14 protein-coding genes are annotated in these 12203 nt (G+C 43.3%); 11 read left to right on the top strand and 3 right to left on the bottom strand.

Going from position 1 to position 12203, the window contains the following annotated elements:
- The 4 genes from ACWVCM_RS09005 to ACWVCM_RS08990 all read left to right on the top strand — a co-directional run.
- The coding region (locus tag ACWVCM_RS09005) for a DUF5329 family protein (RefSeq protein ID WP_455201405.1) at positions 1 to 232 on the top strand (232 nt) is incomplete at its 5' end.
- A 312-nt stretch (positions 233 to 544) separates the two neighbouring features.
- Positions 545 to 1588 carry a hypothetical protein gene (locus ACWVCM_RS09000; protein WP_455201404.1) on the top strand — a complete coding sequence of 348 codons (1044 nt, stop codon included), beginning with the start codon at positions 545 to 547 and terminating at the stop codon, positions 1586 to 1588.
- 109 nt (positions 1589 to 1697) lie between these two features.
- Positions 1698 to 2189, top strand: a complete 492-nt coding sequence (locus tag ACWVCM_RS08995; RefSeq protein WP_455201403.1) for a DUF4136 domain-containing protein — start codon at positions 1698 to 1700, stop codon at positions 2187 to 2189.
- A gap of 176 nt (positions 2190 to 2365) precedes the next feature.
- On the top strand, positions 2366 to 2878 hold the full coding sequence (locus ACWVCM_RS08990; protein WP_455201402.1) for a DUF4136 domain-containing protein: 513 nt from the start codon (positions 2366 to 2368) through the stop codon (positions 2876 to 2878).
- Positions 2879 to 2991: 113 nt separating this feature from the next.
- Here the strand turns inward: ACWVCM_RS08990 and ACWVCM_RS08985 are convergent, their stop codons facing one another.
- Positions 2992 to 3903, bottom strand: a complete 912-nt coding sequence (locus ACWVCM_RS08985) for a hypothetical protein (RefSeq protein ID WP_455201401.1) — start codon at positions 3901 to 3903, stop codon at positions 2992 to 2994.
- Between the two features lie 105 nt (positions 3904 to 4008).
- On the opposite strand from ACWVCM_RS08985, the gene ACWVCM_RS08980 reads away from it, so the two are divergent.
- From ACWVCM_RS08980 to ACWVCM_RS08970, 3 genes are all read left to right on the top strand, one after another.
- Positions 4009 to 4839 (top strand): hypothetical protein, encoded by an 831-nt coding sequence (locus ACWVCM_RS08980; protein ID WP_455201400.1) that lies wholly within the window; start codon positions 4009 to 4011, stop codon positions 4837 to 4839.
- A 306-nt stretch (positions 4840 to 5145) separates the two neighbouring features.
- Complete coding sequence (locus ACWVCM_RS08975) at positions 5146 to 5730, top strand: hypothetical protein (protein ID WP_455201399.1); 585 nt, start codon at positions 5146 to 5148, stop codon at positions 5728 to 5730.
- Positions 5731 to 5774: 44 nt separating this feature from the next.
- Positions 5775 to 6299 (top strand): hypothetical protein, encoded by a 525-nt coding sequence (locus ACWVCM_RS08970; RefSeq protein ID WP_455201398.1) that lies wholly within the window; start codon positions 5775 to 5777, stop codon positions 6297 to 6299.
- A 45-nt stretch (positions 6300 to 6344) separates the two neighbouring features.
- On the opposite strand, the gene ACWVCM_RS08965 is transcribed toward ACWVCM_RS08970, so the two are convergent.
- Positions 6345 to 6965 carry a DUF4136 domain-containing protein gene (locus ACWVCM_RS08965; RefSeq protein ID WP_455201397.1) on the bottom strand — a complete coding sequence of 207 codons (621 nt, stop codon included), beginning with the start codon at positions 6963 to 6965 and terminating at the stop codon, positions 6345 to 6347.
- A 92-nt stretch (positions 6966 to 7057) separates the two neighbouring features.
- Between ACWVCM_RS08965 and ACWVCM_RS08960 the strand changes: the two genes are divergently transcribed.
- From ACWVCM_RS08960 to ACWVCM_RS08945, 4 genes are all read left to right on the top strand, one after another.
- Entirely contained in the window at positions 7058 to 8092 is a 1035-nt protein-coding gene (locus tag ACWVCM_RS08960) for a S1C family serine protease (protein ID WP_455201396.1), read from the top strand.
- A gap of 64 nt (positions 8093 to 8156) precedes the next feature.
- The gene (locus tag ACWVCM_RS08955) at positions 8157 to 9674 is read left to right on the top strand and encodes a PilT/PilU family type 4a pilus ATPase (RefSeq protein ID WP_455201395.1); all 1518 of its coding nucleotides are present in this window, start codon (positions 8157 to 8159) and stop codon (positions 9672 to 9674) included.
- A gap of 25 nt (positions 9675 to 9699) precedes the next feature.
- Complete coding sequence (locus ACWVCM_RS08950) at positions 9700 to 11049, top strand: HD domain-containing protein (RefSeq protein ID WP_455201394.1); 1350 nt, start codon at positions 9700 to 9702, stop codon at positions 11047 to 11049.
- A gap of 165 nt (positions 11050 to 11214) precedes the next feature.
- Entirely contained in the window at positions 11215 to 11718 is a 504-nt protein-coding gene (locus ACWVCM_RS08945) for a DUF4136 domain-containing protein (RefSeq protein ID WP_455201393.1), read from the top strand.
- 36 nt (positions 11719 to 11754) lie between these two features.
- On the opposite strand, the gene ACWVCM_RS08940 is transcribed toward ACWVCM_RS08945, so the two are convergent.
- Positions 11755 to 12203 (bottom strand): phospholipase D-like domain-containing protein (locus ACWVCM_RS08940; RefSeq protein ID WP_455201392.1); only part of this gene is annotated, 449 nt, incomplete at its 5' end.

Here is a 12203-nt window from a genome sequence, read left to right as displayed (position 1 = left end):
TCGTAATGGGTCTACACATAACGGACCAGATGCCAGAGCTCATATTATGAAAAAATATAATTACTTTAAGTCACGCATCGATAGTGCGGAGGAGTTTATTGAATACTCGGCAACAAAAAGCACTATGTCAGGCAAGAAATATAAAGTGCGTTGTGAAGGAAAAGAATATTTCACTGCACAGTGGCTTAATGATGAATTAAAGAGTTTCAGGCATAGCAGCTCTTCAAAGTAGACTTCCAAAATTTTTCCGTTTCAAAAATAACCCCGGAGATCGATACAATTTCCCTGCTAAGGCTGGCAGGAACGCGATGTTGCTAACCAGTCGCAACGCGCAATGACATTGGAACAGGGAGTAAATCATTGCAATCTAGAGGCGAAGCAATCTCAGTCTAACTTTGATGTAATTTTGTTCAAATTACCGATCAACCTTTTTACTTCCCGCTGTTTTCAGTCTAAGATTCATTAAAAATTAACCAGCTTATAATCAATATAAAGTTAAGGTTAATTACCGGAAATAACGAATCACCTACGGGGAGTCATGCTCATGAACGCCAAAACCAGGAATTTAATTTTCCTGACTGTACTAGTGCATTTTGTTCTTTTAACTGGCTGCGCATCCTGGGAAGGTAAATTCTCTGGCACCAAGGAAGCAAACGTCGGTATATTTGCCGATCAAACCATTGCCACATTAACTGATCCTGATCTTGGATTACCCGTGGGTAAATCGGTTTATGTCCGTGAATATGTTGACCCATCAGAACCTGAAGAACAGGAGTTCACTAAACTGGAAAAAGAACTGGAGCGCAGGTTATTAACACTCGTGAAGTATTCCATCGCCCTGGTGGATATTGCTGAAACCAGTAAAACAGATAAAGAAAGAGTGGAAAAATATGCTGACTTTCTTGCGGCGCTACAGAAGAAAGCGGAAGAAAGGCATGAACAGAACGCAGGTCACTATGATGAGTTAATAGAGAAAATCCGTAGTGCAGAAAAATTTCATGATGCGCTGCAAATGGCACAACCACTAATCAACGCTTCCGGCCGCGCCTATCAGATATTATTAGATGAGCTGGACCAGTCATTAAAAATACTGGAAGCAAAACTGGATCAAAAAATTGATAAGCGCTTTGACACTGTTATTAAATATCAAAAAGCACTGGAAGAAGAAAAATACGCGATATTAATAGCCCTGGGCCAATTGTACGCGACCTATAAGGGGGAACCGGAAGCATTTCAGAAACTACGTGACAGTGGTGTCATACGTAGAAAAGCGTTGCTACCCAAAGGCACACCTACAGAGGACGAAATGTCACAAATTGCTGAGCACCTGGTTAAACGCCTGGAGATTACCCACAAGATCTGGCGAGAAATAGAACCGGACTGGGAGTTGTATCGTGCTACTCATCGCGAACTGGATGAACTATATACTTTAATCAAGACTGGTATAAATGAGACTCGTGCGATTGTGATTATCTGGGCCCGTGCTCATCAGAAAATGGCCGCTGGCAAAACCAATCCTGCAGAATGGTTTGACATAGAAGATGCACCTGCACAGTTATTCAAACTAGGAACTAAAGCAGTATTTTAATAGTTGAATCGTCAACCTTGTTGCGATGTTTAATAGAAAATTTATAAAACTTAGCCTAAGTCTGTCATTCGTGTGTGCTGTGATACTGCAACTGGCTAGCTGCACACAAATGCAGTTTAAAATAACACATAGAAGCAATCCCAATTTTGACTATAGCCAGATCAAGGATTTCGAGATTGTTAAAAATAAACAGGACAAAATTGAAAGCCTCAAAGTGGACGAGGACTGGTTGAACCAGAATATCACTATCGCCATTCGGGAGACACTAAAAAGGAAAGGATTGGTAGAAAATAATGAACTAGCCAAGTTCGCAGTCACTTACTATGTCGTTCTGGAAATGGTGACTGATACGGTGATGATTGACCATTATTACAGTAATTATTACCAATACAGCACCTACCCTTCTACCGCATTACCGCAATACAAAAAAATTGCCTACAACAAAGGTACTTTAGTAATTGATATTATTGACAAGAAAACTCACCAGAGAATCTGGACTGGTGCCGCAGAATCCGTCGTGCGAGAGAAAACGACCCAGGAAAAACGCGAACAGAACATCAGAAAAGCCATAAATGATATATTCAGGAAATTCCCTCCTTAAAAAAAGGAATAGTCAAGATGGACAAAGAACGGGGAAATTTGTCAAAATAACTGCATACCGCTCTGTCAATTACCTGTTTATTTGTGATCGTTCTTTGCACGATTTTCCGGTAATTAATCGCTAACAGAATTGCACTAAAACACTGTTCAATGAAAGATACTAAAAGGACCATAAAAGTGAATATACGTATCATACTTGCAGTTATCACCACTGTAGTGTTAGCGGCCTGCTCGACGATGTCCGCGCAAAACGACTACGACCCAGGCTATGATTTTTCAAAACTGAAATCATACAGCTGGATACCTAATCCGCAGTTAGCACAATCTGATGAATTGTTTGATAAGCACTTTCGAAGTGCCATGGACAAACAACTTGCCGCCAAAGGCTATAGCCTTAACGAAAGCAATCCGGATTTTAAAGTTGCCTACCACGGCGATGTACAAAGCAAGGTCGATGTAACCAACTGGGGATATCGCTATCCCGGCTGGTATGGTGGTGTCGAAGTGTATCAATATGAAGAAGGCACACTGGTCGTGGATTTTGTGGATCCATCTTCAAACAACCTTATTTACCGCAGCACCCTAAAAGCAGAGATTGACCGACGCAGCAGTGATTTTGAAAAACGCCAGAAGCGCATTAATACGGCGGTTGAAAAAATATTAAAAAGCTTTCCGCCACCCAAGAAATAGTTTGCAGAAAAAATGCCAGGACCTGAAATAAGATTTCGAGCACCTTATGGGTGCTCGAAATGACAATAGTAATAGTAAAATCGCACCCCGCAGGTGCGCTCCTTCAAATCCAGTTACTGCGCTTTAACCGCACTTTTTAACTTAACATCAACCTCGCCAGCGACCTTAACTTCACCGGATATTTGCAGAAGAAGTCGCGTTGCTTCATCGATATACATACTGATATCACCCTGCAAACCCATTACTTTCAGATCCTTAACAGGATTTCCCTGGCTATCCACTGGCTTTACCACTACCTTTATTACACTGCGATCCCGTTCTTTGACGCGCTGACTGTTTCCACCACTAACAATATTGAAATCTACCTTCAATCTGGTTTTTTCTGCTACCGTTAATTTTGTATTGACCAGCTGGCCGCGGGAGTAAAGCATAAGCTCCTGTTCATCGCCGGGATTCTGCAACTTCAGTAAACTCACCAGGTAAAGCAAGGCACTTGACTCCGAAACAGCCTGGCCATCTTCGACTTCAACAGGATAGGCGGCAAAACTGTTCCCCCAGTTCTTTACTTCGCCTAAATTGACTTTAAAATCCTCACTATCATAATCTTTGCGAAAATCATGCTTACCATTTCGGGCGAAGCGGTAAAGCTTGCTGTTACTTTTTTCGCCTCTCCTGAGTTCCTTTAATCGTTGCAGCAATGCCGCATTATCATCAAACCACATTGTGTAAATAGTATGTTTACCAAAGAACGAGGACTCGGTGGACACTGTGTAAATAGAGCCCGACTCCGGAACCAGGGCATTACTATCTTTTGGCATAACGAGATCATTAACTACTTCTGACACTGGTTTTTTACCCAGGGAGACACCGGTATCAAACGACATGAATAATTTGGAAGCTTCATAATTCAGCTTTGTGTAGTTGATGTTTCGCTGATCATCCAGAAACTCCAGTGCAAATGCGGACGGGCAATACACACTCACCAGTATGGCAAATAGTGAATATTTAAGTAATTTGGAGAACATAAGAATGATCCTCGTTTGGTGTGGCAGAAGTAAATTAGAGTAAAATACTTAAAATTTGTTCATATCAATAGCGGTTGGGCTAACAATTTTGCTACATTCTTTCAAATGATTCGCCAAACGACAATTATTTTTACAGCAATCCTGCTAACTTGCGCATATTTCCGTGATGTTCAGGCAGCTTTCCTGGAAGACCTTAATTACGGATTCGCCACCTATCTGGGAAGTGGTATTTATTCAGCCTCGGGGAAGAATGTACAAGTCTATCAGATTCCCTTTTCTTACCAGTTTTTTCAACCTGGCGAGCAGAAAAACTGGGGATTGAAACTAACAATTCCAGTCACTTTGGGGTTTTACGATTTCAAACTGGAAGATCTACCTGATCTAGGACTACCCACTGATATTTCTACACTCTCGATCGTTCCCGGTTTACAGTTTCAATATTTCGTCACGAAAAAGTGGCAAGTACGTCCATTCTTTGACTTTGGCTTTGCCCAAAACATGACAAATGGTGATGCGTCCCGAATTTATTCCTACGGTATTCGCAGTTACTACGAATACCCATTGGAGGATGTCACCTTTACCCTGGGCAATCGCTTGCTACATGCGCGGCAACGTGGTGTAGAGCGCAGCGCCTCCAGTGATTTTGGCACCTTTGAAACCAGCCTGGATTTCAGGTTTAAACAATTTCCTTTTCTTAAAAAACACCTGGCAGATTTTAGTGTCTACTATGCCAATTTTCAGTATTACGATGTGCTACGGATTATATTTCCTGATGATAGAGAGGTGACTGTCGTCAAACAAAACGAGGTGGGAATTACCTTTGGCGTGCAGATACAAAAGAAAACCCGATTTATTGATATACCGCGCATAGGATTAGCGGTACGAAGAGGCGATGGGCTGGATATTTACCGCCTGGTATTCGGTATGCCGTTCTAACCAGCCTTAATAAATTTGTTAAGCGAAAAAACCATTGATTAGCTACTCTATTTAACCAGGATCGAAGGCGCTTCCACGTTTTTTAAAAGTCGCTGCTTTTACCATTAAGAATATACCGGACGGCAATAAGTAACTGGACGCTTGACGTGCTTTGGTCTTATCAATAAGCCTCTAGACTTCAACAGGTTATTATTGATCAGTTGGTTCAGGAATTTGGTCATTGTTAACAGAATCAATACTGTTATTCGCGTAATAATCGCATTATAGTATTGAGACTAACTCACCCAGTATCTGGTAGCCAATTGGATGAAAATTATACTAAATCAAAGCGTACCGGCTCTCCTACTGTTGTTTGCTTCGGCCATTCATGCCGCCACCCCGGAGCATATCGCTGATCAATATTATCAACTTATCGATGCAAACCAGTGGAGCAACATCGCCGACATGATGCATGAAACGGCATTGACTGAATTCAAGACCAAGCTGCTACCGACACTGAAGCCGCTAAATCATAGCGGGAAAAGTGGACTACTTAAAAAAACCTTTGGCAAGGAAGCAACGTATGAAGATGCCAGCAAGGCATCGAACAAAGAGTTTTTTGTCAACGTCGTGGGAAACGTTGCCAGCCTGGTAAGAAACACCGGAATCAGGAATACTCAAACCACTGTTATTGGCAAAATGCCCGAAGGTAAGGATGTCGTTCATGTGCTGGTGCGGGAAACGTATCGACTGGGCGAAATTAAAATATCTAACATGGAAGTACTAAGTTTCAAAAAGTCCGGAGATGGCTGGGCATTGCTATTAAGCGGAAAAATACGTGGTTTAGTGCAGACACTACAAACCAGCACATACCATATAAGACAGCGTAAAAAAAATCACGCCATCAAATAGTAAAGTATTGTTGTTATATTAACTAAAATCGAGAATGCCTGAATATGATTAAAAAAATTGTGATCCCGATGTGTATAGCGTTAGTTTTTCTTGGTAATTCCAGTATCAGTGCGGCTGCCAGCGCGAGCGCTTCCATTAGCCCTTTTGACAGGGGCAGCTCTAATCTCGTCATCAGCGCTGGATCTGGTTCTGCATTTAATGATGACTATATCATTCTCGGCCTGGGTTATGGTTATTTTCTGGCAAACGGATTTTCACTGGGTATTAAATTTGATCTATGGTTGAATGGCAATCCCAGCATTTACCAGGTCACTCCGGATATTCAATATGTTTTTCATCAGGTACCAAAAGTAAAACCTTACATTGGTGCTTTTTACACGCGCAGCTATATCGAGGGCTTTGATGACCTGGATGCGTTTGGTTATCGCGGCGGCTTATACTTCGTTACGGGTGCAAGAACATATATTGGGATTGGTGGCGCTTATCGAAAATACCAGGACTGCACGGAAACTGTCTACAGCGACTGTAGTACTTCTTACACAGAGCTGTCGTTCCTGGTTTCCTTTTAACCTTGCAGTGTAGGCATTACACTCAAGCTAATTCCTGGTTTGTACTTACAATATCGCCGGGAATTCTGCTAACAATTGCTGCATGACGCTTTCCAGCCGTTTACTCCGTTCGGCACGCGACAGTTTTAAATCTGCAAATCCCTGGATCACCCCACGCCAGACACTCTTGTTGGTGCTTTTATCAAATATGTCGACGATGATGGTGCCTTTTTCGTACTTGTCCATGTTAGCTGCATTTCCCTGTAAACCGGGAATCATGCCAAAGCGTCGTGTAACCTCCTTATCACTGAGTTCCGTTTCCAGTCCAGCGGCGTAAGACACCAGTAAATCACTGTTCTCATAATTGTCGCCAAACTTATAACCTTTGTTTTTCAGGGTCACCTTAATAGCGTTCTCTATGAGTGGTTTAAACTCACCTGAATCAATACGCTCGCTGGCGAGCACAAAGGAGCTATCGGGTTTCCAGGCGAAAGAATTTTTACTGGCCGATATGGTATAGCCGGAATCGAAATATGACACCATTGCCAGTCTTTTGGCATCACTGCTTTGCTCTGGCGCTTCAGTCGTTTGACACCCAGTGATTAAAATCAGAAGTATAGTTAAAACCAGTGCCCTCATTGATAAGGCAGACATTGACAGTGTCTGAAAGACCGAACTTATATTCATGTTATACTTGCCCTTTGTTGAGACCGATCAATATATAAACAAACAAAACCTGTAGCATTCCTATTTTCAAATACTTATCCTGAGATAAAAACATGACTAAATTGCGCTTTCTTGCCATAACAATTTTATTATCCCTGTGTTTAGCACCTTTGGCGTCCGCCAATCAGCTAAGCAAATTATTCGAAAAAGCCAGTCCTTCAGTGGTTATTCTACATACCTTTGAGCGTGTTCCCAAAATTAATCCGGCCACCAAGGAACGAATGACCAGTGTTGAAGGACTGGGTTCTGGCGTGGTGATATCAAAAGACGGACTGATCCTTACCGCTGCCCACGTTGTACAAGTCACTGATTCCGTTCATGTGCAATTCAAGAATGGTGAAAAAATACTGGGCAAGGTGGTCGCCTCCGAACCCACTGCTGATGTTGCGCTGGTAAAGCTGGAAAAACTGCCCAACGATCTGACAGTGGCTGCAATAGCTGACTCTGGACAAGTAAAAGTGGGCGATGACATTTTTGTTATTGGCGCTCCGTACGGTATAGGTCACTCAATTACTGCGGGCTATATCAGCGGACGACGCAAGCCACCCGAGAAATCCATGTTCTCTGACGTGGAATTTTTTCAGACTGACGCAGCCGTCAACATGGGAAATTCCGGGGGTCCCATGTTTAACATGAAAGGTGAAGTCATTGGTATCGTGAGCCACATCTTGTCACAGTCAGGCGGTTTCGAGGGTATGGGATTCGCTGTCACCAGTAACTCAGCGAAGCAATTATTGCTGGAAGAAAAGCGTATCTGGAGTGGTATTGATGGGCAGCTATTGACGGATGAACTCGCCGGTATTTTTCAACTACCACAAACTGCTGGCGCACTGGTACAGCGTGTGGCAGAAGGCTCCTTTGCGCAAAACGCAGGTATAAAAGGTGGTGACGTGCCTGCTAATATTGGTGGCATAGAATTATTACTGGGTGGCGACATTCTGTTGAATATAGAAAACGTCCCTATCAAAGATGAAGACAGTATTAAGCTAATCAAAAAGACGATCGGCAGAAAAAAGCCAGGTGAGGAAGTGAGAATTACATTGTTAAGAAAGGGCAGGATTCTGAAAATCAAGGGGAAAATGCCCTAATTATAACAGTCTGACGCTTGTGCTCTACAATTAACGAGAGGCCAATAAGCTTAAGGGAGGTTTCATGGAGCTGACCAAACTACTCAGTAAAATGGTAGAACACCAGGCGTCGGATTTATATGTCTCGGTAGGTGCACCACCGATCATAAAAATTGAAGGTAACCCGATGGCTCTGGGAAACGAAGTGGTTACTCCTGACCTTGCCTATCAATTAGCATATTCCCTTTTAAATGATGAACAAACCAAATCGTTTGAAAAATACCTGGAATTAAACATTGGCGTGAACCTGGAAAACATCGGCCGGTTTCGTCTGAATGTCTTCAGGCAAAGAGGTGAACCTGCCCTGGTTGCCCGCTATGTAAAAAGTGAAATACCCTCCATAGAACAACTCGGTCTGCCGGAAGTATTACGCGAGTTGATCATGGAAGAGCATGGCCTGGTACTAGTGGTTGGCGGTACGGGCACAGGTAAATCAACTTCCCTGGCATCAATGATTGATTATCGAAATACCAGCCGTCCAGGGCATATTTTAACTATCGAAGATCCCATTGAATTTGTTCATCACCATAAAAAATCCCTGGTCAATCAGCGGGAAGTCGGGCTTGACACCTTATCGTATGAAAATGCCCTGAAAAATGCATTGCGTGAAGCACCCGACGCCATCATGATCGGCGAAATTCGTGATGTGGACACTATGAAACATGCACTTGCTTACGCAGAAACCGGGCACTTATGTCTTGCAACGCTCCATGCGAACAACGCCAACCAGGCACTGGAACGTATCCTTAATTTTTTTCCCCAGGCTGCGCACAGGCAATTGTTGATGGATTTGTCGTTGCATCTTAATGCGGTTGTATCACAGCGCCTGGCATCCGGAATCGATGGCAAACGTGTAGCTATTGTCGAGGTAATGATTAAAACACCCTATATAGCTGAACTGATTTTGAAAGGTCATTTTGACAAAATCAAGGAAGCCATGACACAAACATCGGGACGAATTGGCCAGACCTTTGATGATGCGCTTTATAAAGCCTACAAGGCAGGCAAGATCGCCGACCAGGAAGCATTGCGTCTTGCAGACTCACGCAACAATTTATCATTAAAATTAAAACTGGAAAAAGGCAGCCCAAGCCAGCGAACCGCGCTTAAAAAACAGGTTGGCTATGACAAAAACGCATCGTTTGTAAACTATCAATCATTCAAGGTTACTCCAATAAAGGTCAGCAAGGAACGAAGGGGTGATATGGAAGAATTATTAAACACGGCGTTAACCTTTGCTTTTAAACAAAAGGGATACGAACTCAACCATGCTTTTCCGGATATCGATGTGCAGTATGTACTGGGATTGAAAAGTAAGGAAGGCCTGACGCTAACACCTTTAGATGACACACATGACCCACTGACCAGCGCACCTGTAGATACCGAGCATGAAGCAACACTCATCATTAATATAGTCGACACCCAAACTGACAAGCCAGTATGGCGCCTGACCGCGCAAACAGTACTCAGCGGCCCATTGATGACGCAAGACGAAGCGAATGCAGGTATTTCGGACGCCATCCTGGATTTCCCTCCGACCTAACATTCATGCAGCGAGGACTAACATTGTGGCCGAATTAATTAAGCGAGCCAAAGTCTACGCCCGTGAGGCGCACCAGCGCATTGACCAGCGTCGCAAATACAGCAACCTGCCCTACCATGTACACCTGGAAGCGGTCGCGAAACTGGTTGCATCTGTAACCGATGATGAAGAAATGATTGCTGCTGCCTGGTTACATGATGTTGTGGAAGATACTCCAGCCACCCTTGAAGATCTCGAGCAGGAGTTTGGCGTCGATGTCACCCAATTGGTAAAAGAACTAACAGATATCAGTCGCCCCAGCGACGGAAACCGCGCCAAACGCAAAACTTTAGATCGGCAACACACGGCAAAAGCATCTTCTCGGGCGAAAACCATCAAGCTTGCTGACCTGATACATAACTGCACTGACATAACCAAACATGATCCCGGTTTTGCCCGCGTTTACCTCAAAGAAATGTCCGCTTTACTCGATGTTCTCGGTGAAGGTGACAACAAACTCTACAAACAGGCCCGCGATGCACATAGCAGCAACCTGAAAAAACTTGGCCCAGTTGATAGCGCACATGAATATGTCGTACAGCCTGCATCATCAGGTCAATTGTTCGCTTCCATCAGTAACCCGCAATTTAAACGAATGTTTACCGAGCTATTTACTGCAAAAGATATTGCCGATCCACTGCTTTCATTTGATGGCGATAAAACTTCAGCCGACGTATTTAAAGCACTGTCTGCCTATAATCAGGACGTTGCCAGTGTCCGTATTCATGGTGCAGTCCGAGGCTTTTTGCAGCACTCTGATGTAAACGCAAATAATCATGAGGCCTGCGCGGAGCACATTCGACACTTTACGGTTGACCAGGTTATAGAGGGCGATTCACCCATATCTGACGTAATCCATATATTAACGCGCCATACTTATTGCTTCGTACAGATCCTCGGGGACATAGTAGGTGTAATTGACAGGGGTGATATTAATAAACCCATCGTACGTATGTGGCTGTTTGGCGTCATTACCCTGGTAGAGTCCCGTTTGTTAGAGCTGATTCAACAGCATTATCCGGATGATAGCTGGCATAACGAAGTTACAGAATCGCGTTTGCAGAAAGCTCGTGAAATTCAGCAAGAAAGGGAACGCCGGGGGCAGCATTGTACGTTAATCGAGTGTCTACAATTGTCAGACAAGATGCAAATCATGTTAAATCATCAACCGACATTTGACGCCATGGATTTCAGGTCTAAAAAGGGTGGCAAATTAGTCGCGAAAGAAATTGAACAACTGCGCAATCACCTGGCACATGCACAGGATATTGCCTCACACAATTGGGCGCAAATTGTCCGGTTAACACAAAGAATTGACGAAATAACACGCGACTAATATTTTAGAGTCGGAATAGTTGAGAAATCCTGGCTTAGGCGCTCAATGCAGAGTATAAAAATACTGTACGAGAATTGTAAAACAAATATAATCTAAGACCACATACAAGCAAGATACAGGGAAGCCATGTCATTGAAATCTCTTTTTTTACATTCAGTTGTTCTCATGTCAATCATTGGCTGCACTTCAATAAAAACTAACACCAGCCATGATTCATCCGTTGATTTCAGCCAGTTGAAAACATACGCATGGGGTAAAAACGATACACACGTTGGCCGCCTGGGGCGCGGCGCAGACGCCAAACTTGAAGGTGTTGAAGATATGGCGAGACGAGAAATACAGCCGATAATTGATGCTGAACTGGCAGCGAAAGGCTTTGTAATAGATACGTCAGGCAATCCTGATTTTTTGATCCGCTATATCGCAACTGGTTCTGTACAAAATGACATACCACAAACCTACTATCCAGGATCTCCACCGTCTTTAACTCATGCAGCCACTATTGGTACTTTTATGATGGGTGCCGTCCAGATAGAAGTGATAAATCCAGACACTAATAAATTGATGTGGCAGGGTTATGGCGAAACACCTATTACCGGGGATGGAACCAGAACAACGAAACTCACTCGGGCATTGAGAAAAATTTTGAGAGATTTTCCACCGAGCTAATATTCACAGGTTAATCCGCAGTCTTTACCATTGGCCTTATAGCTGGCTTTCAATTGGCAGTATTCCAAGGAAGCTGACTCCCACTCGACGCCAAAACCCTACATGGGGTTCAACAATATACGTTACTACGTCATCGCCCGTATACTCAAACCAAACCAGTGATTTTACTTTTTCTACTTCCCAATCATCATCAACTTCATCAACTTGAACTTTCAATTCATAGGCATGAATCGTGATTTCACGGTCCCACCAGTCACTTATCGTCTCAGCAAATTCTTTATTCTCAAATACAATCCCTAGTTCGGTATTGATATCAATGGATCGAGGGTCAAGGTTCAGGGAACCCACAAACACCTTTTCTCGATCAAATACATAAACCTTGGAATGTAAACTGGAACGCGATGAGCTGCCAAAGTGTGTTTTGGTTTTCTTTTTTGGCTTCTTCTTCATCCTGGGATCTGGTTTGGCTTCATACAGCTCCGTAC

Source organism: Kaarinaea lacus (assembly GCF_975902315.1).
The sequence above is the reverse complement of the archived record's forward strand: the minus strand, read 5'-3'. Positions and strand labels throughout refer to the sequence as shown.